This is a genomic window from Cellulomonas sp. EB106-03-03-XG116 (assembly GCF_058792015.1).
The window spans coordinates 17,540-43,295 of record NZ_JBYTEP010000015.1 but is presented as its reverse complement, the minus strand read 5'-3'; the positions used below and the strand labels follow the sequence as shown (position 1 = coordinate 43,295).

The 25,756-nt window shown below is 75.8% G+C and carries 24 protein-coding genes; 11 read left to right on the top strand and 13 right to left on the bottom strand.

The window, feature by feature from the left end:
* Positions 1–98: 98 nt before the first annotated feature.
* Together AC3WUG_RS08080 and AC3WUG_RS08075 are read right to left on the bottom strand one after the other, a co-directional pair.
* Entirely contained in the window at positions 99–998 is a 900-nt protein-coding gene (locus AC3WUG_RS08080; RefSeq protein WP_492327209.1) for an ABC transporter permease, read from the bottom strand.
* Entirely contained in the window at positions 995–2,362 is a 1,368-nt protein-coding gene (locus tag AC3WUG_RS08075) for a quaternary amine ABC transporter ATP-binding protein (RefSeq protein ID WP_492327208.1), read from the bottom strand. Before AC3WUG_RS08075 ends, AC3WUG_RS08080 begins: the two co-directional genes overlap by 4 nt.
* 539 nt (positions 2,363–2,901) lie before the next feature.
* On the opposite strand from AC3WUG_RS08075, the gene AC3WUG_RS08070 reads away from it, so the two are divergent.
* The 7 genes from AC3WUG_RS08070 (at position 2,902) to AC3WUG_RS08040 (ending at position 8,761) form a co-directional block, all read left to right on the top strand.
* Entirely contained in the window at positions 2,902–4,344 is a 1,443-nt protein-coding gene (locus AC3WUG_RS08070) for a sensor histidine kinase (RefSeq protein WP_492327207.1), read from the top strand.
* Between the two features lie 46 nt (positions 4,345–4,390).
* Entirely contained in the window at positions 4,391–5,056 is a 666-nt protein-coding gene (locus AC3WUG_RS08065; protein WP_492327206.1) for a LuxR C-terminal-related transcriptional regulator, read from the top strand.
* Positions 5,057–5,223: 167 nt separating this feature from the next.
* A complete protein-coding gene (locus tag AC3WUG_RS08060; RefSeq protein ID WP_492327205.1) occupies positions 5,224–5,796 on the top strand; it encodes a hypothetical protein in 573 nt (190 codons plus the stop codon).
* A gap of 94 nt (positions 5,797–5,890) precedes the next feature.
* Complete coding sequence (locus AC3WUG_RS08055) at positions 5,891–6,157, top strand: hypothetical protein (protein WP_492327204.1); 267 nt, start codon at positions 5,891–5,893, stop codon at positions 6,155–6,157.
* A 121-nt stretch (positions 6,158–6,278) separates the two neighbouring features.
* Positions 6,279–7,535, top strand: a complete 1,257-nt coding sequence (locus AC3WUG_RS08050; protein ID WP_492327203.1) for an acyltransferase family protein — start codon at positions 6,279–6,281, stop codon at positions 7,533–7,535.
* 72 nt (positions 7,536–7,607) lie between these two features.
* A complete protein-coding gene (locus AC3WUG_RS08045; protein ID WP_492327202.1) occupies positions 7,608–8,192 on the top strand; it encodes an epoxide hydrolase family protein in 585 nt (194 codons plus the stop codon).
* On the top strand, positions 8,174–8,761 hold the full coding sequence (locus AC3WUG_RS08040) for a hypothetical protein (protein ID WP_492327201.1): 588 nt from the start codon (positions 8,174–8,176) through the stop codon (positions 8,759–8,761). Before AC3WUG_RS08045 ends, AC3WUG_RS08040 begins: the two co-directional genes overlap by 19 nt.
* Before the next feature lie 113 nt (positions 8,762–8,874).
* On the opposite strand, the gene AC3WUG_RS08035 is transcribed toward AC3WUG_RS08040, so the two are convergent.
* Positions 8,875–9,858, bottom strand: a complete 984-nt coding sequence (locus AC3WUG_RS08035) for a TIGR03557 family F420-dependent LLM class oxidoreductase (protein ID WP_492327200.1) — start codon at positions 9,856–9,858, stop codon at positions 8,875–8,877.
* Positions 9,859–9,995: 137 nt separating this feature from the next.
* Between AC3WUG_RS08035 and AC3WUG_RS08030 the strand changes: the two genes are divergently transcribed.
* A complete protein-coding gene (locus tag AC3WUG_RS08030) occupies positions 9,996–11,315 on the top strand; it encodes a PucR family transcriptional regulator (protein ID WP_492327199.1) in 1,320 nt (439 codons plus the stop codon).
* Positions 11,316–11,389: 74 nt separating this feature from the next.
* Here the strand turns inward: AC3WUG_RS08030 and AC3WUG_RS08025 are convergent, their stop codons facing one another.
* The 9 genes from AC3WUG_RS08025 to AC3WUG_RS07985 all read right to left on the bottom strand — a co-directional run bounded on the left by AC3WUG_RS08025 (position 11,390) and on the right by AC3WUG_RS07985 (position 21,171).
* Positions 11,390–12,361: an LLM class flavin-dependent oxidoreductase gene (locus AC3WUG_RS08025; protein ID WP_492327198.1), complete on the bottom strand. Its 972-nt coding sequence runs from the start codon at positions 12,359–12,361 to the stop codon at positions 11,390–11,392.
* Entirely contained in the window at positions 12,361–13,632 is a 1,272-nt protein-coding gene (locus AC3WUG_RS08020) for a pyridoxal-phosphate dependent enzyme (protein ID WP_492327197.1), read from the bottom strand. The genes AC3WUG_RS08025 and AC3WUG_RS08020 overlap by 1 nt, the downstream gene beginning before the upstream one ends.
* Entirely contained in the window at positions 13,629–14,822 is a 1,194-nt protein-coding gene (locus tag AC3WUG_RS08015) for a M24 family metallopeptidase (protein ID WP_492327196.1), read from the bottom strand. Before AC3WUG_RS08015 ends, AC3WUG_RS08020 begins: the two co-directional genes overlap by 4 nt.
* A complete protein-coding gene (locus tag AC3WUG_RS08010; protein ID WP_492327195.1) occupies positions 14,819–15,895 on the bottom strand; it encodes an LLM class flavin-dependent oxidoreductase in 1,077 nt (358 codons plus the stop codon). The genes AC3WUG_RS08015 and AC3WUG_RS08010 overlap by 4 nt, the downstream gene beginning before the upstream one ends.
* A complete protein-coding gene (locus AC3WUG_RS08005) occupies positions 15,892–16,710 on the bottom strand; it encodes an ABC transporter ATP-binding protein (protein WP_492327194.1) in 819 nt (272 codons plus the stop codon). Before AC3WUG_RS08005 ends, AC3WUG_RS08010 begins: the two co-directional genes overlap by 4 nt.
* A gap of 1 nt (position 16,711) precedes the next feature.
* Complete coding sequence (locus tag AC3WUG_RS08000; RefSeq protein WP_492327193.1) at positions 16,712–17,533, bottom strand: ABC transporter ATP-binding protein; 822 nt, start codon at positions 17,531–17,533, stop codon at positions 16,712–16,714.
* A complete protein-coding gene (locus AC3WUG_RS07995) occupies positions 17,530–18,396 on the bottom strand; it encodes an ABC transporter permease (RefSeq protein WP_492327192.1) in 867 nt (288 codons plus the stop codon). Before AC3WUG_RS07995 ends, AC3WUG_RS08000 begins: the two co-directional genes overlap by 4 nt.
* Complete coding sequence (locus AC3WUG_RS07990) at positions 18,393–19,415, bottom strand: ABC transporter permease (protein ID WP_492327191.1); 1,023 nt, start codon at positions 19,413–19,415, stop codon at positions 18,393–18,395. The genes AC3WUG_RS07995 and AC3WUG_RS07990 overlap by 4 nt, the downstream gene beginning before the upstream one ends.
* Positions 19,416–19,536: 121 nt before the next feature.
* Positions 19,537–21,171, bottom strand: a complete 1,635-nt coding sequence (locus AC3WUG_RS07985; RefSeq protein WP_492327190.1) for an ABC transporter substrate-binding protein — start codon at positions 21,169–21,171, stop codon at positions 19,537–19,539.
* A 481-nt stretch (positions 21,172–21,652) separates the two neighbouring features.
* Here AC3WUG_RS07985 and AC3WUG_RS07980 point away from each other — a divergent pair, with 481 nt between their 5' ends.
* The gene (locus AC3WUG_RS07980) at positions 21,653–22,417 is read left to right on the top strand and encodes a hypothetical protein (RefSeq protein ID WP_492327189.1); all 765 of its coding nucleotides are present in this window, start codon (positions 21,653–21,655) and stop codon (positions 22,415–22,417) included.
* On the opposite strand, the gene AC3WUG_RS07975 is transcribed toward AC3WUG_RS07980, so the two are convergent.
* Positions 22,393–23,382, bottom strand: coding sequence for a stage II sporulation protein M (locus AC3WUG_RS07975; protein ID WP_492327188.1), 990 nt, complete (start codon positions 23,380–23,382; stop codon positions 22,393–22,395). The genes AC3WUG_RS07980 and AC3WUG_RS07975 overlap by 25 nt on opposite strands.
* A gap of 72 nt (positions 23,383–23,454) precedes the next feature.
* Between AC3WUG_RS07975 and AC3WUG_RS07970 the strand changes: the two genes are divergently transcribed.
* Complete coding sequence (locus tag AC3WUG_RS07970; protein ID WP_492327187.1) at positions 23,455–24,279, top strand: RDD family protein; 825 nt, start codon at positions 23,455–23,457, stop codon at positions 24,277–24,279.
* A 93-nt stretch (positions 24,280–24,372) separates the two neighbouring features.
* Positions 24,373–25,713: an NADP-specific glutamate dehydrogenase gene (gene gdhA, locus AC3WUG_RS07965; RefSeq protein WP_492327186.1), complete on the top strand. Its 1,341-nt coding sequence runs from the start codon at positions 24,373–24,375 to the stop codon at positions 25,711–25,713.
* Positions 25,714–25,756 lie beyond the last annotated feature (43 nt).

Genomic DNA, 25,756 nt, shown 5'->3' with positions numbered 1-25,756 from the left:
GCGTGTCCTTTCCGTGGGCGCGCGGCATCGTGCCGTCGCCCGGGTGGGGGTGGGTGGGGCGCGGGACCGCCGAGCGGCCCCGGTGGAAGGGGGAGGCGTCAGGCCTTCGTCGCCGCGGCGACCGCGCGGGCCGTCTTCGAGCGGGTGCCGAACGCCGAGGTCACGCGGTCGAGGAACATCGCGAGGATGACCACGGCCAGGCCGGCCTCGAAGCCGAGCGAGACGTTGACGCGCTGCAGGGCCTGGACGACGTCGCCGCCGAGGCCGGGGGCGCCGGCCATGCCGGAGATGACCACCATCGACAGGGCGAGCATGATCACCTGGTTGACGCCGGCCATGATCGTCGGCATCGCCAGCGGGAGCTGGATCTGCCGGAGGATGCGGCCGTCGGAGGAGCCGAACGCGTGCCCGGCCTCGACGACCTCGCGGTCGACCTGGCGCAGGCCCAGCTCGGTGAACCGGACGCCGGGCGCCATCGCGAAGATGACGGTCGCGACGATGCCGGGGACGACGCCGACGCGGAAGATGACGACGGTCGGGATCAGGTAGACGAAGGCGGGCATCGTCTGCATGAAGTCGAGCACCGGCCGCACGGCCCGGGACACCCGGTCGTCGCGGGCCGCCCAGATGCCGAGCGGGATCGCGATGACCAGGGCCACGACGCTGGCGAGGATCACCAGCGCCAGGCTGTCCATGGCGTTCTCCCACTGGTTCACGCCGGCGACGACGACGAGCCCGGCCAGCGTGCCGACGGCGAGCTTCCAGCCCTTCGCGAACAGCGCGATCAGCGCGAGCGCGACGGCGATGAACCAGAACGGCGGGCCGCTGAGCACGGTGTCGAGGCCGTCGTATGCGCCCTCGAAGATGCTCTTGATCGCGGAGAACAGGCCGCGGAACGTGGTGGTCACCCAGTCGACCGCGACGTCCACCCACTCGCCGAGCGGCAGGCGGGGGACACCCTGGTCGGTGGTGTCGAGGGCGAGGATCGGGGCGGTCACGCGCGCACCTCCGTCGTGTCGGCCGCGCGGCCCGCACCGGGGGCGGCGGTGGTGGCGTCCGGGGGCGTGCCGAGCGGGTCGGCTCCCGGCGCCGGGGCGGTGGCCGCGGTCGGGTCGGCCTCGCCGGGGGCGGCCGCGGTGGACGTGGCGGCCTGGTCGGCCGTCGGGGTGCCCTTGGGCGGGGTGCTGGTGTCGACGGGGACCATCGCCTCGAGCAGGATCGCGCGGGGGATGACGCCGACCAGGCGGCCCTTGTCGTCGGTCACGGGGACCGGCAGCGGAGACTCCGCGGCGGGCGCGAACACCTCGGCCAGCGGGGTGTCGACGGACACCGACGTCAGGCTGTCGTCGATCAGGCCCTCGAGGGTGTCCTTGCCCGCGCGGGTCGCGTCCACGGCGTCGGCGTCCCGGACGATGCCGCGCAGCACGCGGGTCCGGTCCACGACGTAGGCGGCGGCGACCTGCGCGTCGCGCATGGTGCGCAGCGCGAGGCGCGGGCCGCCCCCGGCGAACGCGACGGCCGCGGGCCGCCGCATCACGGACGACGCGGTCAGCACGCGGGTGCGGTCCACGTCGGCGACGAACTGCGCGACGTAGTCGTCGGCGGGCGCGGACAGGATCTGCTCGCTGGTGCCCACCTGGACGACGCGGCCGTCGCGCATGACGGCGATCCGGTCGCCGAGGTACATGGCCTCGTTCAGGTCGTGCGTGATGAACACGATGGTCTTGCCCAGCGTCTGCTGGAGCTCGAGCAGCTGGTCCTGCATCTCGCGGCGGATCAGCGGGTCCAGCGCGGAGAACGCCTCGTCCATCAGCAGGATGTCGGTGTCCGCGGCGAGCGCGCGGGCCAGGCCGACGCGCTGCCGCATGCCGCCGGACAGCTCGTGGGGGAGCGAGTCGCCCCACTCGCCGAGGCCGACCATCTCGAGGGCCTCGTCGGCCTTCTTGCGGCGCTCGGCCTTGTCCACGCCCTGCAGCGCCAGCGGGTAGGCCGCGTTGTCGCGCACCGTGCGGTGCGGCAGCAGCGCGAAGTGCTGGAACACCATGCTGACCTTGCGCTGCCGGATGGACCGGAGCTGGGCCGCGCTCACGGCGCTGAGGTCGTCGTCGCCGAGGACGACGCGCCCGGCCGTCGGCTTGAGCAGGCCGTTCAGCATCCGGATCAGGGTCGACTTGCCGGAGCCGGACAGCCCCATCACCACGAACGTCTCGCCGCTGCGGATCTCCAGGTCGGCGTCGATCACCGCCGCCGTGCCCCACGGGCGCACGTCCTCGCGGGACGACCCGTCGCGGAGCCGCTTCACCGCCTCGTTCGGCCGGCGGCCGAACACCTTGTACACGCCCTCGACGCGCAGTCCTGTCACTCATCCACCTCGTCACGTCATGACGCGCGGCCCCATCCCCTCCGCGGGCGGAGGTCGGATGCGCCCCGGGGATGGGGCGCGCCGGGGGCGCAGCGTCGGTCGGCAGCGCCGCGCGGCCCGCCCGGAGGGGGCCGGTTGCGGCGGCGGAACACGCCTCGGCCCTCGCTGCCGCACCCCGGGTGAGGGGCGCTGCGAGGGCCGGAGGCAGGCGTCGCGCGCCGACCATTCGTCGATCTGGTCGGGATCCACCGTGCCCCATCTCGGCGGGGAACGCGAGGCCGGGACGTGCCGAAACGGTGCATCGTGGGACGACTTTACCCAGGTAAAGTCACCGTGACCTGCGACTTTACCATTTCTTGGATCGTTACCGCTTTGTGACCTGGCGGTCGGGATGTCGGGGTGCCGACCCGGGGGACGTCCCCCCGGGCGGGTGGGTGGCGCACCGGGTGCCCCCGGGTGCGCCGGGCACGGGACGATGGTGCGGTCCGACCGACCCGGGCGCGCCTCGGCCGCGCCCGACCCCGCACGAGGAGCCCGCCATGTCCGCCACCCCGCCGGCCGCCGCCGGACCCGCCGGACCCGCCGGCACCGCCGCGCCGCACCCCGGTGGACCGCACCCCGCCGCGTACGCCCCCGGGGCGCCGGTCGTGACCGTCCCGGTGCACCTCACCGCGGACCTGCCCACCGGCGCGATCTGGGCGCCCGGCGTCATGGGGCGGGCCTGGCGGGAGTACGGCTACCTGTTCCTGGCCCTGCTGGTCGCGCCGTTCGCGTTCATGTACGCGGTCGTCGCGGTCGTGCTGCCGCCGTCGGTGGCGATCACCGTCGTGGGCCTGTTCGTCGCCGGCTGGGTGATCGTCGGCGGCCGCATGTGGGCGGCGCTCTACCGGGGGATGGCCCGCGGGATGCTCGGCACGTCGATCGCCGCGCCGATGCCCCGCCGACGGCGCCGGGGGTTCTGGCGCCGGCTCGGGGTGCTGCTCGGCGACGCGCCGGGCTGGCGGGGGGTCGCGTTCGGCGCCCTGTCGCTGCCGCTCGCGATCGTCGGGTTCGTGGTGCCGACGACCTTCCTCGCCGTCGCGCTCGGCGGCACGACGCACTGGTTCTGGTACCGCTGGCTCCCGCTGCAGGAGGCGTCCGACGGCACGCTGCACCGCGGGGCGTCGTTCGGCACCGACTACTTCATCGACACCGCGCCGCGGCAGTGGATCCTGATCGCGGTCGGCCTGCTGGCGTTCCTGGCCTGGCACCGGCTCACCCTCGGGTTCGCGCACCTGTTCCGGCTGCTCAGCACCAGCCTGCTCGGCCCGACCGGGTCCAGCCTGCGCGTCGCCCACCTCGAGCAGACCCGCGGCACCGCGGTCACGGACGCCGACACCCGGCTGCGCCGCATCGAGCGCGACCTGCACGACGGCACCCAGGCCCGGCTGGTGGCGGTCGCCATGCAGATCGGCGACGCCCGTGACCGGCTCGCGCACGAGCCCGGCGCCGACCCGGCCACGCTCGGGCTGCTCGACGAGGCGCACGGCGCGCTCAAGGACACGCTGACCGAGCTCCGCGAGATCGCCCGGGGCATCCACCCGCCGGCGCTCGACAACGGGCTCGCGGTGGCGCTGGAGACCCTGGCCGCGCGGAGCCCGGTGCCCGTGACCGTCGACGTGGACCTGGCGACCGCCCGGCCCGCGCCCGAGGTCGAGACGATCGCGTACTTCGCGGTCGCCGAGCTGCTCACGAACGTCGTCCGGCACTCGGGAGCGACCGGGGCCTACGTCCGGGTCGAGGCCGACGGCCGGGCGCTGTGGCTGCGGGTGCGGGACGACGGCCACGGCGGCGCGCGGCTCGGCCTGCCCGGCGCGTCCGGCGGCTCCGGGCTGGCGGGCCTGGCCGACCGGGTGGCGACGGTGGACGGCGAGCTCGACGTCGACAGCCCGGCCGGAGGCCCTACGGTGGTCACCGTGCACCTGCCGCTGAGCGCCCGATGAGCCGACCGGATCCCCGCCCGTCGCACGTCCGCGTAGGGGGTGCGCCGTGCGGGTCGTGATCGCCGAGGACTCCGTGATCCTCCGCGACGGGCTCGCGGCGCTGCTCGCCCGCCGCAACCACGAGGTGGTCGCGGCGGTCGGCGACGGGGACGCGCTCGTGAAGGAGGTCGCCGCGCTCGCGGACGACGGCGCGCTGCCGGACATCGCCGTGGTCGACGTCCGGATGCCGCCCGGGTTCACCGACGAGGGGCTGCGCGCCGCGCTCACCCTCCGCGAGACCCACGCCGGCCTCGGCGTGCTGCTGTTCTCGCAGTACGTCGAGACCCGGTACGCCGCGCAGCTGTTCGGCGGGGACGCCCGCGGCGTCGGCTACCTGCTCAAGGACCGGGTCGCCGACGTCTCCGACTTCCTCGACGCGCTGGAACGCATCGCCGCCGGGCACACGGTCCTCGACCCCGAGGTCGTCACCCAGCTCATGGGCGCCGCGCGCGTCGACCCCGGCATCACGCGGCTCACCCCGCGGGAGTCCGAGGTGCTGGAGCTCATGGCGCAGGGCCGGTCCAACGGGGCGATCGCCGACGCGCTCGTGCTGACGTACGGGGCGGTCGAGAAGCACGTGACGTCGATCTTCGGCAAGCTCGACCTGGCCCCCGACGCCGGCGACCACCGCCGCGTCCTGGCGGTCCTCCGCTACCTCAACCTGGAGGCCTGACCCGGCGCCCCGGTGCACGCCACGGTGCGCCGGCGCCGGCGCATCCGGCGAGGTCGGCGGTCGCGCCCGAGGTCGGTGGTTCCGCACCCCCTCCCGCGGACGGAGGCCACGACCTCGCGCTAGCGTCGGTCGAGCGCGCCCGCGCCAGCCGACGGAGGGACCCCGCCATGCCGAAGCTCACCGAACCGCAGCTGCTCTGGACGGGCGTCGTGCTCGTCGTCGTCGGGATCATCGGGGGCTGGATCGGGCAGGCGCTGTTCATCGAGCTGCTCTACCGGGCGTCCTGGCTGTACGGGTTCGCGCAGACCGTGGGCAGCGCGCTGACCGTGGTCGGCGCGGCGATGATCGGCGGGGCGTTCGTCGTGGGCGCGCTCCAGCGCGGTCCGGCGGCGCCCCGGCCGGCGCAGCCGCAGCCGTACGGGGGCGCGCTGGGGCAGCCGTACGGCGGGTACCCGGGGGCGGGCGGGTACCCCGCTCCCGCGCAGGCCGCCGGCTCCGCTCCCCAGCCGGGCGGGTACGGCGCTCCCTCGGGCGGCGGGTTCGGCGCCCCGGCCGGCGGCCACCCCGTGCCGGCCCCCGGCGGGTACGGCCCCGCACCGCTGTCGGACGGGTACGCCCCGCCGTCGCGGGCGCCCGCACCCCAGCAGAGCGGGTACCCGGCCCCCTCGTCGTCCGGCGAACCCGCGCCGCAGCAGGCCGCCGAGCCGGACCGCCCGACCCCGTCGGCGGGTGACCGCTGACCCGGAACGCCTGCGTGACCAGGGCGCCCGGCGCTACGGTCGAGGACGTGGCCGGGGCCGTTCCCGGCGTCGACCGCGAACCGGGAGGACCTCGTTGCCCCAGCTCACCGCGCCCCAGCTGTTCTGGACCGGCCTGGTGGCGGTGGTCCTGGGCGTCGTCGGGAGCGCCGGCGCCCAGGTGCTCTACGTGGACCGGCTCTGGGCGACGCCGGAGGCGTTCGCGTTCCTGTCGGCGGCGGCCATCGGGCTCACCGTGCTCGGCGCAGCACTGGTCGCGGGCTCGCTGGTGCTCGCGGGTGTGCGGCGGACCGCCGGCGCGAGTGCGGAGCCGGGGGACAGCCCCCGCCCGACGTCGGGCTGACCGCCGCGCAGGACGGGGGTCGTACCCGTTCTGACCTGCGGTTCTGCGCGCCAGGCTGGTGCCGTGCCCGATCGCCGGGCATCCGCGCGGGAGGCCGCGCGGTCCCCTCGGGAGCGCCGCCATGTCGACCGTCCTGCCCGCACCGCCCCGCGAGAGCAACACCCTCGCGCTCTCCACCGGCCCGGGGTCCGCCCGGCCCGCCCGCCCCGGCCCCGCGCCTGCACCCGCGCCCGCACCGGCACCCGCGGCCGCCACGTCGCCCCGCCCCCGCCGCGACCCGTTCGTCGACGGCGTCCGCGCCGTCGGGATCCTGCTCGTCGTGGCGCTGCACTGGCTCATGGTCGAGGCGACCTGGGACGGCAAGACGCTCGCCGTCGGCAACGCCCTGGCGCACGGCGGCGCGTGGCTGCTGACCTGGCTCCAGCCGCTGCCGCTGCTGTTCTTCGCCGCCGGCGCCGCGGCCCGGTACGACCTCGACCGGCACCCCGGCGAGCCCGGCTGGCGGTTCGCGGGCGTCCGGCTGCTGCGCATGGCGCGCCCTGTGGCGGTGTTCGTCGGGGTGTGGGCGCTGCTGGTCGCGGCGCTGCCGTGGCTCGGCGTCCCGGCCGCGGCCGTCGACCGGGTCGCCCGGATCGTGCCGCAGCCGCTGTGGTTCCTCGGCGTGCAGATCGGGCTGCTCGCGCTGACCCCCCTGCTGCTGCGGGCGTTGCGCCGGTGGGGCGCCGCCCGGGTGCTGGTGGTCGCGGCCGCGCTCCCGGTGGTCGTCGACCTGCTGCGGTTCTCCGACGAGGTCGGGCTGCCCGGGGCGCCGAACGTGCTGCTCGTCTGGGCGGTGCCGTACCTGGGCGGCCTCGTCTACGCCGCCCGCCGGCTCGCCGCGCCGGAGGACGTCGCCGCGCGCGACCTCGTGCCGGAGCGCACCGCGCTGGCGCTGCTCGCGCTCGGCGGCCTCGCCACGACGGTGCTGCTGCTCGCGGTCGGCCCGTACCCGCGGTCGCTGATCGGCATGCCCGGCGACGCGATCTCCAACCTCGCCCCGCCGACCGCCCCGGTCGTGGGCTTCGCGGTGGCGCAGGTCGCGGCGGCGCTGCTCGTCCGGGACGCCGTCGCCCGGTGGGCCGCCTGCTCGCGGCTGGTGCGCTGGGCCGGGTCGCGGTCGATGGGGCTGTACCTGTGGCACCTGACGGCGATGTTCGCGGTGTCGGGCGTCGTGCTCCTCGGCGCGGGGAAGGTGCTGCCGGAGCCGTGGACGTGGGACTGGTGGGTCACCCGGGCGTCGTACCTCGGGGCGGCGGGGGTGGTCCTCGCGGGGCTGGTCGTGGCGGCGGGCGCGGTCGACCGGCGGCTGCCGGCGCTGCGGCGGCGCCGCGCCGGGTGAGGGTGTCGGACCCCGGTCGTACGGTGCGGTGAGCAGCACGCCCGACCGGACGTCTCGGGGGAGGAGCCGCCCGTGCAGGTCTCGCCGTTCACCGTCGCCGTGCCCGAGGCGGACCTCGACGACCTCCGCCGCCGCGTCCGCGCCACGCGCTGGCCAGAACCCGCCACCGAGGACGGCTGGGCGCAGGGCGTCCCGCTCGACTGGCTGCGCGACCTGGCCCGCTACTGGGCCGAGGAGTACGACTGGCGCCGGCTGGAGCGCCGCCTCGCCGGTGTCCCGCAGGTGCTGGTGCGGGTCGACGGGCTCGCCGTCCACGCGCTGCACGTCCGGTCGCGGCACGTCGGCGCGACGCCTCTGGTGCTCACGCACGGGTGGCCGGGGTCGTTCGTCGAGCTGCTGGACGTCCTCGGGCCGCTCACCGACCCGCCGGACCCGGCGGACGCGTTCCACGTCGTCGTCCCGTCGCTGCCGGGGTACGGGTTCAGCGAGAAGCCCGCGGCGCCGGGCTGGGGGATCGAGCGCGTCGCCGACGCGTGGGCGGCGCTCATGGCGGCACTCGGATACGACCGGTTCGGCGCGAGCGGCGGGGGCTGGGGGACCAGCGTCAGCACGGTGCTCGGGCTCCGGCACCCGATCGTGTGCTCGGCCTGCACCTGACGCCGCCGCTGGTCGCCCCCGACCCGGCCACGCTCGGCGACCTCACCCCGGCCGAGCGGGCGGCGGTCGCGGCCGTCGAGGGGTCGGCGGACGGCTCGGCGTACTCGGCGCTGCACGCCACCCGGCCGCAGACGCTCGGCTACGGGCTGACGGACTCGCCGGTCGGGCTGGCGGCGTGGATCGGGGAGAAGGTCGTCGCCTGGTCCGACCACGACGGCGACGTGTTCACCGTCCTGAGCCGGGACCAGCTGCTCGACGACATCACGCTCTACTGGCTGACGGGGACGGCGTCGTCGTCGGCGCGGCTGTACCGGGAGAGCATCGCGACGGTCCAGGGCTGGTTCACCCGCAGGTCGTCCGACGTCGTCACCGTGCCGACCGGCGCCGCGGTGTTCCGGGACCTGCCCCGGCCGTCTCGGCGCTGGGTCGAGCGGCGGTTCCCGGACCTGCGGTACTGGTCGGAGCCGGAGCGCGGCGGGCACTTCGCGGCGTGGGAGCAGCCGGAGGTGTTCGTCCGGGAGCTGCGGGCCTCGTTCCGCGCGTTCCGCGCGGCGCGCCCGCCGGGGTGAGCCCCGGTCCGTGAGGTCGTCACAACCGCGTGAGGTCGTCACTCACGAGTGACGACCTCACCGCGTCGTGACGACCTCACCGCGTCGTGACGACCTCACGCGCGTCCCCGGCCTCAGCGCGTCAGCGCCGGCAGCACGTCCCGCCCGAACACCTCGATCCACTCCTGCTGGTTCCGCCCGACGTTGTGCAGGTACACGTGCGTGAACCCGGCGTCGAGGAACCGCTGGATCTCCGCCCGGTGCGCGTCCGGGTCCTCGGAGATCAGGAGCCGGCCCTCGAAGTCCTCGGGCCGCACCAGCCGCGCCATCTGCTCGAAGTCGTACGGGGAGCGCACGTCGCCCTTGGGGAACTTCATGCCGCCGTTGGGCCACTCGGTCATCGCGTTCGCGAGCGCCTCCTCGTAGGTCGGGGCCCAGGACAGGTGCAGCTGGAGGATCTTCGGCATGGTGTCGGGGTCCTTGCCGGCCTCGCGGGCGCCCTCGGCGAACCTGCCGAGGAGGCCGGCGACCTTCTCGACGGTCGCGCCGGGGGTGATGATGCCGTCGGCCTCGCGGCCGGTGCGCCGCGCGGTGATCGGTCCGGCCGTGGCGACGTAGATCGGCGGGGCGTCGTCGAGCGTCCAGAGCTTCGTCTTCTCCAGCGTGAAGAACTCGCCGCGGTGTTTGACCTCCTTGCCGGAGAACAGCTTCGTGATGATGTCGACCGCCTCCCACATCCGGCGGAGCCGGTCGGGTGCCTCGGGCCAGTAGCCGCCGACGACGTGCTCGTTGAGCGCCTCGCCCGAGCCGAGCCCGAGCCAGTGCCGGCCCGGGTACATCGCGGCGAGCGTCGCGGACGCCTGGGCGACCATCGCGGGGTGCATCTTGAACGAGGGGCACGTGACGCCGGGGCCGAGGTCCGTGGTGGTGGCCGCGCCGATCGCGGTGAGCAGGTTCCACACGAACGGCGCGTGGCCCTGGGCGGGCACCCACGGCTGGAAGTGGTCGGCGGCCATGGTGCCGACGAAGCCGGCGGCCTCCGCCGTGCGGCACAGGTCGACGAGCTCCGTGGGGTGGAACTGCTCGCTCATGGCGGCGTAGCCGATCCGGGCGGTCATGCGGTCCTCCGGGTGGTGGTGGGGCGGGAGCAGGGGCGGGCCGCGAAACCGGCCAGACATCTGGGGCGGCGACGATGGCCCCGGGGCGGGCGTCGCGCGGACGCCCGGCGCGCGGGGGCGGACCGACGGGAGGCGTGATGGCGAGGAGCCCCGACGCGGTGCTGCGGGTGGCGCGGTCGATGGTCGCCGACTTCGAGGAGATCATCGGCGAGATCACGGAGCGGGTCTGGCGCAGCGTGCCGGCCTACCCGCAGGTGGTCGTGGACCGGGGCGACCTGTCCGGCCAGGTGCGGGACTCGATCCTCAACGTGCTGGTGTGCCTGATGGAGGACCGGCCGCCGTCGGCCGCGGAGCTGGAGACGGCGGCGGTCAACGGCGAGCGCCGGGCGCTCCAGGGGGTCGCGCAGGCCGCGATCATCCAGTCGTACCGGAATGCGGAGCGGAGCCTGGTCGACACGTTCCAGGCCCGGTGCGCGCGGATGCAGGTGCCGGTGGGGGCGCTGCGGGCGGGCCAGCAGCAGATCGTGGCGATCCTCGACCAGCTCGAGGGCGCGATGCTCCGCACCTACGCGCAGATGCAGCAGCGGATCGCGACCCGGACCGTCCTGACCGAGCCCGACCTGATGAACCGGCTGGTCAGCGGCGAGCCGATCGACCCCGCCGACCTGGCGCGGCTGGTCCGGACGCTCGGCCTGGCGGTGGACGACGAGACCCGGGTGGTCGGCCTGGCGCTGGGTCCGGCGGGGGCTCCGGGCGAAGCGGGCGCGCCGGACGCGGACCGCGACGTCGACCCGGAGCAGGTGGCCGACATCCGGCACCACGCCGTCGCGCACCTGGCGGCGGTCACGGGCGGCACGCCGCTGTCGGGCGTCGTGCGCGAGGACGGCGGCGCCCCCGTCGTGGTGCTCGCCGTGCCCTGGGACGGACCCGTGTCCGACCTCGGGGCGCGGATCGCCGCCGGGCTGGACCGGCGCCGGGTCGCGGTGGCCGCCGTGGGCGCGGTGGGGGAGCCGCGGCGCGGGCTCGCCGCGGTCGGCGGGTCGTGCCGGCAGGCGATCGGGGCGCTCGCGGTCGGACGGCGGCGCGGCGCGGACCGCGAGGTGGTGCTGTTCGCCGACGTGCTGCTGGAGGTCCTCGCGCTGCGGGACCCGCGCATGGTCGTGAACCTGCAGGACCGCTACCTGCGGCCGATCGCCGCGCACGAGCACCTGGTCGAGACGCTGCGGGTGCACCTGGCGACGGACCTGTCGGTGCCCGAGACGGCGCGCCGCCTGGTCGTGCACCCGAACACGGTCGCGTACCGGCTGCGCCGGGTGTCCGAGCTCAGCGGGCTCGACCTGCACCGCGTCCGGGACGTGGCCCGGGCGGTGCTGGCGGTCGAGGGACTGGGGCTCGGCATCAGCGCGCAGTCGCACGGCAGCAAGGCGCTCGACGAGGAGCCCGCGCCCCGCGCCTGACCGGCCGCGCCCTCCGGCCCCGCCGCGCCCGCCCGCACCCGCCCCGCCGCTCACGCCCGCGCCCGCCCCGCCGCTCACGCCAGCAGGCCCGCGTCCCGCGCGCACGCGGCGGCCCGGGCCAGCGACTCCTCCGCCGGCGACACCCCGTCGTCCATCACGACCAGGGTGTCCAGCCCCGCGTCCGCGAACGCGCGCATCCCGCCGGCGACCTCGTCCGGCGTCCCGGCGAGCGTGAACGTGCGCAGCACGTCGTCGTCGACCAGGTCGGCGCCGTCGGCCCCGGCGAGCACCCGGTCCCGCAGGGCGAGGGCCTGGTCGGCGGGCAGGCCCGGCACGGCGGTGATGGGCGCGGCGCCGTGCATGCCGAGGAACCGCGCGGTGCGCGACCGCACCCGGTCCCGGGCGACCGCGCCGTCGTCGTCGCAGGAGAACGCCGCGTACCCGGTGAGCCGCAGGTCGGGGCGCGGGTGCTGCTCCCGGATCCAGCGCACGTAGGCCGGCGTCGACAGCACGGAGAGCATGAGGCCGTCCGCGATCCGGGCGCCGACGGCCAGCGCGCGCTCGCCCTTGACGCCCAGGTACACCGGCACGTCCGTGCGCAGCGGCGTGAACGACAGCCCGGCGTCGAGGGTCAGCCCGTTCACGTCCTCGCGCAGCACCTCGCCGGCGAGCAGCCGCCGCAGCGCCGCGGTGTACGCCTCGAGCGTGGAGATCGGCCGGGCGAACGGGATGCCGAGCCGGCCCTCCATCCACCCGCGGTTGCTCGCGCCGAGCCCGACGACCAGCCGGCCGCCGGACACCTCGTCGAGGGCCGAGCACTCCATCGCGGTGAGCGCGACGTGCCGGGTCCACGGGTTGATGACGCCGAGCCCGACACCGACCCGGGAGGTCGACGCGGCGACGGCCCCGGCGACGGCGAACGCGCCGCGCTCCAGGTAGTCCTCGCTCAGCCAGACCTCGGCGAACCCGAGGTCCTCGGCCTGCCGCGCGAGCCGCACGGCGGTCGCGGCGTCCCGGCGCCCCGCGGGCGCGTACGCGACCCGCATCAGGCAGTCGCCGCGTCGAAGGCCGCGAGCGTGGGCGCGATCACCGGCACGGCGGCCAGCCGCGCGGCGGTCGCGCCGACGTCCTTGAGCCCCGTCGACGTCCCGAGCAGCACGACGGTCTCGTCCGGCGCCACGGCGCCGCGCGCGACGAGCGCGGGCAGCACCGCGTACGTGATGACCGACGAGGCCTCCAGGTACAGCCCCTCGGTCGCGGCGAGCGCCGCCTGCGCGCGCATGACGGCCTCGTCGTCGGCGGTGGCCGCGGCGCCGGCGGTCGAGCGCAGCGCGTCCCACGCCTGCCAGGTCGCCATCGACGACCCGATGGAGAACGCGACCGTCGGACCCGCCGGCACCGCCGCGCCCGGGACGAACCCGTCGCGCAGCGCCGCCTCGTGCGGGCCGAACGGCTCGGCGGCGACCATGCGCGGCACCCGGTCGGCGAGCCCGAGCGCGACCAGGTCGCGGAACCCGCGGACCATGCCGGCGATGCCGTCCCCGTAGGCCACCGGGGCGACCACGGCGTCCGGCACGGCGCCGCCGAGCTGCTCCCACACCTCGTACGCGATGGTCTTGTAGCCGTCGACGCCGAACGGGTTCGACCCCGACGGCGGGCTGAGGTAGCCGGACACCGGCACCCAGCCGCGCTCCTCGACGCCGGCGCGCATCACGACCCACCGGTCCCGGGGGTCGTCGAACGCGACGACGTCCGCGCCGTACGACTGCATGAGGGTCTTCATCGTCTCGGGCACCGAGGCGACGGTGAGCACCACGCAGCGCAGCCCGGCGCGGGCGGCGTAGGCGGCGGTGGCCGCGCCGTGGTTGCCGGTCGACGCGACGACCACGGTGTCGTGGCCCTGCTGCACGGCCTTGGTCACCGCGACGGCTGCCAGCCGGTCCTTGTACGACCAGGTCGGGTTCCGCGACTCGTCCTTCACGAGCAGCGCGCCCCCGTGCAGCCCGGCCGCGGCGGCGGCCCGCGGCACGGGCACCAGCGGGGTGCCGCCCTCGCCGAGCGAGACCAGCGGGCCGGCCGGGTCGACGGGCAGCAGCGGGGCGAACCGGAACACGCCCGGGCCGGACCCGGGCGCCGGCAGCGCCCCGCCGAGCCCGGCCGCGGCCAGGTCGTAGACGGGGGAGGCGTACGCGTGCACGCCCGCGCCGAGCGCCGGGGCGGACGGCAGGTACGCGTCGGCCTCCGCGACGTCGGCGCCGGTGACGCCGTCGCGCAGCACCCCGGCGTAGGCGGACGCGGTCAGCGGCAGCGCGGTCACGCGGGCACCTCCGTCAGGCCGCGGGCCAGCGCGGTGAGGGGCTGCACGCCGTCGGCGGTGACCACCAGCGCGTCCTCCACCATCATCCCGCCCCAGCCGAGCTCGTAGTACGGGGTCTCGAAGCAGAACGTCATGCCCTCCTCGAGCGGCACGTCCTCGCCGGGCCGGACGATCGGCGCCTCGTACACGTCGAGGCCGATGCCGTGCCCGCAGTGCTGCCGCCGGTACGGGGCGAGCCCGCCGCGCTCGGTCACGTCGACCGCGAGGTCGAACAGCGCCGCCGCCGACACCCCGGGCCGGGCCGCCGCGAGCTGGGCGTCCAACCCGTCGAGGATCGCGTCGTACCGCTGCGCCTGCAGCGGGGTCGGCGCGCCGACCACCGCCGTGCGGCCGATGTCGGACCAGTAGCCGTCGAGCAGGCAGCCGACGTCGAACCGCAGCAGGTCGCCGACGGCGAGCGGCCGGTCGGTGGCGATGGCGTCGGCCAGCGCGGACCGGGGCCCGGTGGTCACGACCGTGAACTTCGGCAGCCCGCCGCCGTCGACCATCGTCCGGGCGACGACCCGGGCGAGCTCCGCCTCGGTGACCCCCGGCGCGGCCACGGCGAGCGCGGCGACGATCCCGGCCTCGGCGAGCCGGGCCGAGCGGGCGAGCAGCGCGACCTCGCCGGGCAGCTTGCGCGCCCGGACGCCCGCGAGCCAGGCGCTGGCGTCCACCCAGGTGACGTCGGGCAGCGCCGCGGCGAGCGCGGCGCGCAGGGGCGCCGGGCACGCGGCCTCGTCGATCCCGAGCGTCCCGGACGCCGCCCCGGCGCGGGCCACGGCCGCCGCGACCGCCTCCGCGGCGCCCGGGTGCTCGTCGACGAGGCGGGTGGCGGTCGCCGCCGACCCGGCCGACTCGAAGTAGAACCGGCCGAACGCCACGAAGTCGTCCTCGCCGATCCCGGCGTCGAACGCCGGCGCGGAGTCGGCGACGGGGCCGGCGAGCACGGTCCGCCCGCCGGTGACGACCGCGGCGACGGACGACGTGCCGTGCACCGCGCCGGACATCGACCGGTACCCGGTGGCGTAGTCGACGTTCGCGGTGGACAGCGCGACCACCGCGTCGAACGGGGCGTCCGCGAGGTGCGCGAGCAGCCGCGCGGCGCGCTCGGCGACCAGTGCCGGGCGGGGGGCGGGGGTGAGCGTCACAGCGCGGCTCCTGCGGTGGTGGGGGCGGTGGCGGACGCGCCGAGCGGCGGGAGCGCGTCGGGTGTCCCCGCGTTCACGGGCGCGATGACCTCCTCGGCGAACCGCGCCATCTGGTCGTACGTCTCGGCGACGGTGTTGCACGCGAACAGCAGCGCGGACAGCGTCGTCACCCCGGCCTCGGCGTACGCGTGCACCTGGTCCTGGATCTGCGCCGTCGAGCCGACCAGGTTCCGGGCGGCGAACCCGTCCTGCTGGCCCTTGAGCGTCGACCCCGAGAGCGACCGCATGTGCTGGTGCAGCTGGGTGGTCTCGAACCGGGCCATCGCGTCGGCCTCGGAGGACCCCATGGCGACGGACAGCTGCGGGGCGACGTCGAAGTCGGCGGGCAGCTCGCGGCCGATCGCCTCCGCCTCGCGCCGGATGTCCGCGAGGCCGGCGGCCACCTCGGCCGGGCTGAGCACGGCGGGCAGCCAGCCGGTGCCGTACCGCGCGGCCCGCTGCTTCGAGCCGACCGCGTTGCCGCCGGACAGGATCGGCAGCGGCGCCTGCACGGGCTTCGGGTAGGACTCCACGTCCTCGAACCGGATGAACTCGCCCTGGTACGACGACCGGCGGTCCCGGAGCAGCGTCTCGAGCGAGGCGAGGAACTCCTCCGCCTGGCGGCCGCGGTGCAGCGTGTTCCCCGGCCACATCGCGTCGGTCTCCTCGCGGTACGCGCCGATCCCCACGCCCAGGACGAACCGGCCGCCGGCCAGCTGGTCGAGGGTGGCGGCCTGCTTCGCGGCGACGACGGGGTGCCGGAACGCCATGACGGTGATGGCGGTCGCCAGCCGGAGCCGGGTGGTCCGGGCGGCGACGAACGCCAGGTAGAGGTACGGGTCGTAGAACCGCGGCGGCGCGTCGAACTCCGCGCGCACGTACCGCTGGGTCGTCACGTGGTCGTTGCCCCACACCGAGTCGAAGCCGAGCCGCTCGGCCTCGACGGCGATCTGCACCGCCTGGTCGGGGTCGGCGTAGGGCACCGGGTACATCAGGCCCTCGGTGCCGGTGGGGACTCCCAGTCCGAACTTCATGCGATCTCCTCGGGGGTGGGCTGCGGGACGACGCCCGGCAGGCGGCGCGCGCGGCGGCGCGGGTCGGCCACGGGCACGGCGGCCAGCAGCGTGCGGGTGTACTCCTCGCGGGGCGCGTCGAGCACGGCGGCGGTCCGGCCGCGCTCGACGACCAGCCCCTGGTGCAGGACGACCACCTCGTCGGCGATCTGCCGGACCACCGAGAGGTCGTGCGTGATGAACAGGTAGGCGGCCTGGGTGCTCTGCTGCAGCTCGCGCAGCAGCCGGACCACCCGCCCCCGGACGGACTGGTCGAGGCCCGACGTGGGCTCGTCCAGCACGATCAGGTCGGGCTCCGGCGCGAGGGCCCGGGCGATCGCGATCCGCTGCTGCTGCCCGCCGGACAGCTCGGCCGGCAGCCGGGTGCGCATCTCGGCCGGCAGCCCGACGAGGTCGAGCAGCTCCGCCACCCGCGCGGAAGCCGCCGCGCCGCGGACCCCGGTCAGCCGGGCGAGCGGCTCGCGCAGGATCCGGTCGACCGTCCACCGCGGGTCGAGCGACTGGTACGGGTGCTGGAACACCATCTGCACCGACCGGCGGCGCTCGCGGTCCCAGGACCCCAGCAGGTCGAACCCGCCGAACATCGCCGTCCCCGACGTGGCCCCGTGCAGGCCGGCGACCACCCGGCCGAGCGTCGACTTGCCCGACCCCGACTCGCCGACCAGGGCGAGCGTGCGGGCGGTGTCCAGCTCGAGGTCGACGCCGCGCAGCGCGTGCACCGTCCGACCCCGGGCGCTGAACGTCTTGGTGACGTCGCGCAGCTCCAGCAGCGCCATGTCAGGCCTCCTCGCCCGCGGCCACCAGGTACCGCGTGTACTCGTGCTGCGGGGACTCGAACAGCTCGACGACGCCCGTGGTCTCCACCAGGTCGCCGCGGTACAGCACCGCCACCCGGTCGCACACCTCCGCGACGACGCCGAGGTCGTGCGTGATCAGCAGGACGCCGCAGCCGGTCTCGTCCGCCAGCTCGGTGAGCAGCGTGAGGATCTGCGCCTGCACGGTGACGTCGAGGGCGGTGGTCGGCTCGTCGGCGATCAGCAGCGTCGGCCGGCAGGCCAGCGCCATCGCGATCATCACGCGCTGGCACATGCCGCCGGACAGCTGGTGCGGGTACGCGCGCGCCGCGCGCGCCGGGTCGGCGATGTGCACCCGGCCGAGCAGTCGCTCGGCCTCCGCCCGGGCGGACCGCTTGTCGGCGCCCGCGCCGTCGGCCTGGTGCAGCCGGACCATGCGGGCGATCTGCTCGCCGACCCGCATCAGCGGGTTCAGCGAGTCCTTCGGGTTCTGGAAGATCATCGCGAACCGGTGCGCGACGGACCGCCGCGCGGTGCCGGTGGCGTCCGCGCCCCCGACCAGCACCCGGCCGCCGGTCATCGCGATGCCGTCGGGCAGCACGCCCATCACGGCCAGGGAGGTCATCGACTTGCCCGATCCCGACTCGCCGACCAGGCCGACGATCTCGCCGGGGCGCACGATCAGGCTGACGTCGCGCAGCAGGGCGGCGCCGGTGCGGGTCACGCCGACGGACAGGCCGTCGAGCTCCAGGACGGGCACGGTGCGCGCCCCGGTGGCGGTCGAGGTCGAGGTCGCGGTCGTCACCGGTCACCCCCCAGGTCGTCGCCGACGAAGTGCAGGCCCATGACCGTCAGGGCGATCAGGAGGCCGGGGAAGAACGCCGTCCACCACTGTCCGGTCAGGATGTTCTGCGCGCCCTCGGCGACCATGACGCCCCACTCCGGCGTCGGGGCGTGGATGCCGATGCCGAGGTACGCGAGCCCGGCGACGTTGAGGATCGAGTAGCCGCAGACGAGCGTGAACTGCACCGCCGCGGGCCGCAGCGAGTTGGGCAGGACGTGGCCGAATGCGATCCGCGCCCACCCGGCCCCGGACACCCGGGCGCCGTCGACGTACTCCAGCTCGCGCTGCGCCAGCGCCTCGGCCCGGACCAGCCGGACGAACGGCGGCACGGCGGCCACCGCGAGCGCCAGGGCGAGCTTGGGCGTGGTCTCGCCGACCGCGAGCAGCAGCACCATCGCCAGCACGAAACCGGGGAACGACATCAGCACGTCGACGCAGCGCATGACCACGTCGTCGACGCGGCCGCCGAGGTAGCCGGACACCACGCCGAGCGCCGAGCCCACCACCATCGCGAGCAGGGCGATGCTGACGCCGAGCAGCAGGTCGAGCCGGATGGCGTGCACGGCGCGGGCGAACACGTCGCGGCCGTAGTAGTCGGTGCCGAACCAGTGCGTGGCCGACGGCGCCTGCAGCGCGGCCGACGGCTCGACCGCGAGCGGGTCGGCGACGAGGAACGGCCCGACGACGCCGAGGACGACCAGCACGGCGAGGACGCCGAGCCCGGTCCACAGGAACGGCCGCGGGCGCCGGGAGCGGGCCCGGGCGGCGTCGGCGGGCGCGGGCGCGGCGGGGGTGGGCGGGGCGGGCAGGGCGACGGCGGTCATGCGCGGGCACCTCCGAGCCGGATGCGGGGGTCGATCAGGCCGTACGCCAGGTCGATGAGGACGTTGAGGGCGATGTAGACGATCCCGATGACGATCGCGTAGCCCTGCAGGATCTCGAGGTCGTTGGCCCGCACGGCGTCGTACGCGAGCCGTCCGGTGCCGGGCCAGGAGAACAGCTGCTCGACGATGACGTTGCCGCCGAGCAGGAAGCTGAACACCAGGCCCAGCGAGGTGAGGATCGGGAGCATCGCGTTGCGCATCTGGTCCCGCCAGAGCACGGTGCCCGGGGCGACGCCGAACGCGCGGGCGGTCCGGACGTACCCGGTGCCGGCGGTGGCGATCAGCGCGGAGCGGACCATCTTGACCACCGCCGCCGAGGCCCCGATCCCGAGGGTCAGCGCCGGGAGCACGAGGTAGCGCAGCGCCTGCCCCGCGGTGGCCGGGTCGCCCGCCAGCAGCGAGTCGAGCACGTACAGGCCGGTGACCTCCGGCGGCGGGGTGGTGCCGACCGGCAGCCGGCCGATGGGGCCCGGCAGCAGGTGCCACAGGGAGAACAGCCCGTAGATCAGCAGCAGCCCGAGCCAGAACGGGGCCATCGACGACCCGAGCACGGCGTACACCCGCGCGGCGGCGTCGGCGGTGCGCCCGCGCCGGGCGGCGGCGAGCACCCCCACCGGGACGCCGATCAGGAGGGCGACCACCAGGGCGGCCAGCGCCAGCTCGATCGTGGCGGGCAGCCGGGCGAACAGCTCGGTGCCGACGTCGCGGCCGGTGGAGACCGCCTGGCCGAGGTCGCCCTGCGCCAGGCGGACGAGGTAGTCCCGCAGCTGGACCGGCAGCGGGTCGTCCAGGCCGTAGGAGGCGCGGAGGGCCGCGATGTCCTCGGGGGTGGCCTCGGGGCCGAGCCGGGCCGCCGCCGCGTCGCCGGGCAGGATGCGCGTGACGAGGAAGACGACCAGGACCAGCCCGAGGACCGTCAGCGCCGAGACGCCGAGGCGGCGCAGGACGTAGCGGGTCACGTCGGGGCTCCTGTCGGGAGGGGACGGGGGGACTGCGGGTGCGGGGGCGCCGGCACCCGGGGCGCGGGGGTCAGGGAGGCCCCGCGGCCGGGCACCGGCGCCCGTCGTCACACCGGGCGGCTCACTCCTGGGTGAGGTACTGCAGGCGGAGCTGCTCGGTGTTGTCCTTGGTGAGGCCGGACACGCCGTCCCGGACCACGAAGGTCCAGTTCGGGTTGTAGACCGGGATGAACGGCATGTCGTCGTAGATGACCTGCTGCGCCTCGGCCGAGATCTCCTCGCGGGACGCCTCGTCGGCGGTCGCGGCGCCCTCCTGGAGCAGGGCGTCCAGGTCCGCGTTCGCGTACGAGGTGAAGTTGGTGCCCGCGGCCGACCCGGCCAGGTAGTACATCTGGTAGAACGGGTCGGCTCCCCAGCCCAGGAAGTTGTTCAGGTACATCGGCAGCGCCCGGGCGTTGGTCTGCGCGGTGAAGTCGGCGTCCGTCAGGGGCTTGAGGTCGATGTCGACCCCGATCTCCTTGAGGTTCGCCTGCACCAGCACGGCCGCCGCGGCCTCGACCGCGTTCGACTGCTTGAAGTAGAGGGTCGAGCTGAAGCCGTCCGCCAGCCCGGCCTCCGCGAGCAGGTCCTGCGCCGCGTCCAGGTCCTCCTCGAAGGTCCCCGCCTCGTCGGAGTGGGTCTCCATCGTGGCCGGCACGACGCCCGTCGACTCGTTCGCGTAGCCGTACAGCACCTGGTCCACCAGGTCCTCGTACGGGACGGCCTTGGCGACGGCCTGGCGGACCAGCGGGTCGTCGAACGGCGCCTCGGTCGTGTTGAAGCCCAGGTACTCCAGGCGGTTGGACGCCTCGGACACGACGGTCAGGCCGTCCTCGTCCTCCATCGCCTGCACCTGGTCGAGCGGGATGCCCTGGGCCAGGTCGATCTCGCCCGAGCGGAGCAGCAGCGCGCGCTGCGACGCGTCCGAGACGAACTGGATCGTCACGCCGGCGTTCGCGATCCGGTCCTGGTCGTAGTAGTGCTCGTTCGGCTCCAGGACCAGCTGCTGCGTCGGGTCGTAGGACGCCACCGTGTACGGGCCGGAGGAGTTGGCGTTCTCCCGGAAGTACGCGCCCGCCCACGGGTCGTCGGCCGTCGCGTTCGCCTCGCCGGTGGCCTGCGAGAACACGCCGAGCGGCTGCATCGCCTCCATCTTGGTCAGCAGCGGGCTGGCGAACGTGCTGGTCACGACGACGGTGCTGTCGTCCGGCGCGGTGACGTCGTCGGGCGTCGCGACGCCCGCGAACGGCAGCAGCGCCTTGACGTACCCGGGTCCGAGCAGGCTGCGCTGGTAGGACCAGACGACGTCCTGCGCGGTGAGCGGCGTGCCGTCGGCGAACGCGAGGCCGTCCCGCAGGTGGAAGGTGGTCGTCAGGCCGTCCGCCGACACGTCCCAGGACTCCGCGAGGGCGCCCTCGAACTCGGTGGTGCCGGTGCGGACCAGGCCGTCGGTGTCGTAGGTCTGCTCGATCAGCTGCTCGACCAGCGACCCGGTCGCCACCATCGCCGCCGGCGTGCGCCACGCCTGGGCGTCCAGCAGGTCGACGGAGCTGTCCAGGCTGATGACGAGCGGCTGCGTGCCGCCGGAGGTCGAGGTGCTGTCGTCGCCGGCGGTGTCGTCGCCGCCCGCGCCGCACGCGGTGAGGGCGAGCGCCACGACGACTGCGGCGGAGGACGCCGCGGTCGCGCGGCGCCGGCGGGGGAGGGGTCGCTTCACGAGGGCTCCTAGCACGGTCGGGTGGGGCGGCCCCGCCCGGCACGACGACCGTCGGGGTCCGCGCCGTCGGGGAGCGGCGCGGGTGCCGCGCCACGGACAGCCTCGCCGCGGCCGGTGGGCCGGGACATCGGCGGCCGGGCCAAACCGCGCGGCCCGGGGTTGTCGTGACCCCCGAGCGCCCCCGTCCCCCGGTCCGGCCCGGCGACGAGGGTAGGCAGGCCCGTGTTTCGCGCCGGGGCCCGGGCGGAAACGCCCGTGTAACCGGTCTGTCGCGCCGGCGTCACGCCGGGCCGCCCGCACCGGCGCGGTGCGGCTGTCACAAGGCGGTGAGGTCGTCACAAGGCGGTGAGGTCGTCACTCGTGAGTGACGCCCTCACGCCGTTGTGACGACCTCACGCGCGGGGCCTGGGTGCCGCGCGGACCCGGGGCGCGGGGCGCCGGCTCCCAGCGCGCTCCCAGGTCCGGGTGCTGGGCTGGACGCGTGCTGCACGAGCCGACCCGACGCCGGACCACCGCCCTGCCCGCCCCCGTCGAGGACGGCGGCACGCGCCGGCCGTGGCGGGTCCGCCGCGCGGGGCTGCTCGACGTCAACCCGCTGGCCCGGATGATCGCCGCGCACCGGCCGTTCGTCGACCTCGACGGCGACGGCGAGCCGGACCCCGGCCCGGACCCGGAGCAGGCGGGGCCGGCGACCCGGCTCATGCTGAGCCTCGGCGCGATGGAGCACGGCGAGGTGTGGCTCGCGGACGCGGGTGCCGCGTCCGCCGAGGTCGCCGCCGTCGCCGTCTGGCTCCCGCCCGACGCCGACCGCCTCGGCGCCGACCTCCAGCGCGTGGTGACCCGCGAGCTCGGCGTCCGGCCCGACCGGCACCCGAAGCCCGCGCGCGCCCCGCTGCGGGCGATCGCCGAGGCCACCGCCCGCACGCTCGCCCTGGTCCGGGAGTCGGGCGCGGAGCGCGTGCTCGTCCTGCTCGCCGACGACGGCCGGGCGGACGCGGCGGAGCGGGAGGCGCTGCTCGCGGACCTGCTGGCGCCCGTCGCGGCCGAGCAGGCGGCCGGGGGTCGGGACGTGCTGGCGGTGACCGTCGACCCGGCGCAGGTGGCGGACCTGCGGGCGCTCGGGTTCGCGGAGGTGGCGCGCACGCCGCTCGGGGCGGCGTCGCTCTGGCTCGGCGCGCGGCGCTCCGGAGGGCCCGGGCGCGACGGCGCGCCCGCCCGGGCTCAGGCCGCGATCGCGACCGCGTAGCCCGCGGCGTCCTCCTCGAGGTCGCCGGTCTCGCCCTCGGCCACCGCGCGGCGGCCCAGTACGATCGTGTAGGTCCAGAACGCGGCCAGCGCGAGCGCGCCGATCACGATCTTCAGCCACCACGGCAGCGTCGAGCCGGTCACGAAGCCCTCGACGACGCCGGACAGCAGCAGCGCCGCGGCAAGCCCGATCACCACGGTGACGAGCGCCCGGCCCTCCTCGGCGAGCGCGCGCGCCCGCGGCCGCCCCTGCGGGTCGACCCACGCCCAGAACAGCCGCAGCCCCGCGGCGCCGGCGACGAAGATCGAGGTCAGCTCGAGCAGGCCGTGCGGCGTGATGAGCTGGAAGAAGATGCCCAGGCTGTCGTGCGCCGCCATCATGCCGCCGGTCGCGCCGACGTTCACCGCGTTGTTCGCGAGCACGTACAGCGTGCCGATCCCGGAGATGCCGAGCGCGACGCAGAGCGCGGCGACCCAGGCGTTGTTCGTCCAGACGACGGCGGCGAAGCCCGCGCCGGGGTCGTAGTAGGTCGCGAACGCCTCGTCGACGTACTGCTGCCGCTCGCTGGGGGTGCCCATCGCGGCCAGGGCGTCGGGGTTCGTCGCCACCCACCAGCCGGCGACGACCGCGACGGCGACGCACGCGAGCATGACACCGACCGTCCACCAGCGCAGCCGGTACAGGGCGGCCGGCAGCGAGAGCACGACGAACCGGCGGACGTCCCGCCAGGCCGGCTCGTGCGTGCCGGCGATCCGGGACCGGGCGCGGGCCAGCAGCTGGGACAGCCGGGCGACCGCGTCCGGGTCGGGCGCCGAGGACCGGATGGTCGAGAGGTCGGTCGCGGCGGCCTGGTAGAGCCGGACGAGCTCGTCCGCCTCGGCGCCGTCGAGGCCGCGCCGCCGGGACAGCTCGTCCAGGCGCGCCCAGGCGGGCTCGCGCACGGCGGAGAAGGCGTCCAGGTCCACGCCCGATACCCTGCCACACGAGGCCCGGCCCCGACCGGGTGACCTGGGGCGGGACGTCGGCGGAGGTGGGGCGTGCAGGACGAGGGCATCGTCATCGGCGAGGGCGTGCTGCTGGACGCGCGCCCGACCTCGTTCGCCACCCGGCTCGCCGGCGCGGTGATCGACCTGATCGCGCTCGGGCTGGTGGCGATCGCGGTGGCCTGGGTGCTCAGCCGGTTCGTGGCCGTCGCGCCGAGCCAGGACGTCCTGCAGATCACGTTCGTCGTGGTGATGGTGACGGTCCTGGTGGTCATCCCGACGACCGTGGACACGCTGACGCGCGGCCGGTCGCTCGGCAAGCTCGCCGTCGGCATCCGGGTGGTGCGCGACGACGGCGGTCCGATCCGGTTCCGGCAGGCGTTCGTCCGGGCGCTGGTCGGCATCCTGGAGCTGTGGCTGACCCTGGGGTCGGTCGCGCTCATCACCTCGCTGGTCAACCCGCAGGGCAAGCGGCTCGGCGACATCCTGGCCGGCACGTACGCCGTCCGGGTGCGCGGCCGCACCGAGAACCGCGCGGTCGTCGTCATGCCGCCGTTCCTCGCGCCCTGGGCGCAGCAGGCCGACGTGGCCCGGCTGCCCGACGGCCTCGCGCTGTCCGCCCGCCAGTTCCTCGGCCGCGCGCCCCGGCTGCACCCCGGCTCGCGGTATGCGCTCGGCCAGCAGCTGGCCGGGGAGGTCGCCCGGTACGTCGCGCCCGGGCCGCCCGCCGGGACCCACCCGGAGGCGTTCCTCGCCGCGGTGCTCGCGACCCGGCGGGACCGCGAGTACGCCGCGGCCACGCGCGCGGCCCAGCGCTCCGCGACCGAGGCCGTGACGCTGCACCGGCTGCCGCACGGCGTGCCGGACCCCAGCCGCTGAACCACCTCGTGGACGCCCCGGCGGCGGCCCCGGAACCCCTCGTACGGTGACGGCGCCGGGAGCAGCCGGCGCGGACACGACGAGGTGAGGCACGTGCAGGACCAGCTGGGAGCGGTGCTCGACCAGGTGCTGGCGCGGAACCCGGGGGAGCCCGAGTTCCACCAGGCGGTGCGGGAGGTGTTCGGCAGCCTGGGGCCCGTGCTGGAGCGGAACCCCCGGTACGTCGACGCGGCGGTGCTGGAGCGGCTGTGCGAGCCCGAGCGGCAGATCGTGTTCCGGGTGCCGTGGGTCGACGACGCCGGCCGCGTGCGGATCAACCGCGGGTTCCGGGTGCAGTTCAGCACCACGCTCGGCCCGTCGAAGGGCGGGCTGCGGTTCCACCCGTCGGTGAACCTCGGCATCGTGAAGTTCCTGGGTTTCGAGCAGGTCTTCAAGAACTCGCTCACCGGCATGCCGATCGGCGGCGGCAAGGGCGGCTCGGACTTCGACCCGCGCGGCCGCTCGGACGGCGAGGTGATGCGGTTCTGCCAGTCGTTCATGACGGAGCTGGCGCGGCACATCGGCGAGTACGTGGACGTGCCCGCGGGGGACATCGGCGTCGGCGGCCGGGAGATCGGCTACCTGTTCGGCCAGTACAAGCGCATGACCGGCCGGTACGAGTCGGGCGTGCTCACCGGCAAGGGCGTGACCTGGGGCGGCTCGCTGGTCCGCACCGAGGCGACCGGGTACGGGGCCGTGCTGTTCGTGCAGGAGATGCTGCGCGCGGCGAACCGGTCGCTGGACGGTCAGCGCGTGGTCGTGTCGGGCTCGGGCAACGTGGCGCTGTACGCGATCGAGAAGGCGCAGCAGCTCGGCGCCGACGTCGTCGCGTGCTCGGACTCCCGCGGCTACGTCGTCGACGACGCGGGTCTCGACCTGCCGCTGCTGCAGCAGGTGAAGACGGTCGAGCGCGGCTCGCTGGCGGACTACGCGGAGCGGCGCGGCGGCTCGTCGCGGTACGTGCCCGGCCGGCGGGTCTGGGAGGTCGGTGCGACGGTGGCGCTGCCGTGCGCGACGCAGAACGAGCTCGACGCCGACGACGCCCGCGCGCTGGTCGACTCGGGCCTGGTGGCCGTCGCCGAGGGCGCGAACATGCCGACGACCCCGGAGGCGGTCGCGGTGCTGCGCGAGGCCGGGGTGCTGTTCGGCCCGGGCAAGGCGGCCAACGCCGGCGGCGTGGCGACCTCCGCGCTGGAGATGCAACAGAACGCGAGCCGCGACTCCTGGTCGTTCGAGTACACCGAGCAGCGGCTCGCGACGATCATGCGGGACATCCACGACCGGTGCGCCACGACGGCGGACGAGTACGGCGCCCCGGGCGACTACGTCCTCGGCGCGAACGTGGCGGGCTTCCTCAAGGTCGCCGACGCGATGCTGGCCCTCGGCGTCGTCTGAGGCCTACGCCGCGCGCGCCGAGGTAGGACCGTTCCGCCGAGGT

Excerpts from the sequence above, each read along its gene's own strand:
- AC3WUG_RS08070 (WP_492327207.1), top strand. The coding sequence starts at position 2,902 with ATGTCCGCCACCCCGCCGGCCGCCGCCGGACCCGCCGGACCCGCCGGC.
- AC3WUG_RS08060 (WP_492327205.1), top strand. The coding sequence starts at position 5,224 with ATGCCGAAGCTCACCGAACCGCAGCTGCTCTGGACGGGCGTCGTGCTC.
- AC3WUG_RS08050 (WP_492327203.1), top strand. The coding sequence starts at position 6,279 with ATGTCGACCGTCCTGCCCGCACCGCCCCGCGAGAGCAACACCCTCGCG.
- AC3WUG_RS08035 (WP_492327200.1), bottom strand. The coding sequence starts at position 9,858 with ATGACCGCCCGGATCGGCTACGCCGCCATGAGCGAGCAGTTCCACCCC.
- AC3WUG_RS08030 (WP_492327199.1), top strand. The coding sequence starts at position 9,996 with ATGGCGAGGAGCCCCGACGCGGTGCTGCGGGTGGCGCGGTCGATGGTC.
- AC3WUG_RS08025 (WP_492327198.1), bottom strand. The coding sequence starts at position 12,361 with ATGCGGGTCGCGTACGCGCCCGCGGGGCGCCGGGACGCCGCGACCGCC.
- AC3WUG_RS08010 (WP_492327195.1), bottom strand. The coding sequence starts at position 15,895 with ATGAAGTTCGGACTGGGAGTCCCCACCGGCACCGAGGGCCTGATGTAC.
- AC3WUG_RS08005 (WP_492327194.1), bottom strand. The coding sequence starts at position 16,710 with ATGGCGCTGCTGGAGCTGCGCGACGTCACCAAGACGTTCAGCGCCCGG.
- AC3WUG_RS07995 (WP_492327192.1), bottom strand. The coding sequence starts at position 18,396 with ATGACCGCCGTCGCCCTGCCCGCCCCGCCCACCCCCGCCGCGCCCGCG.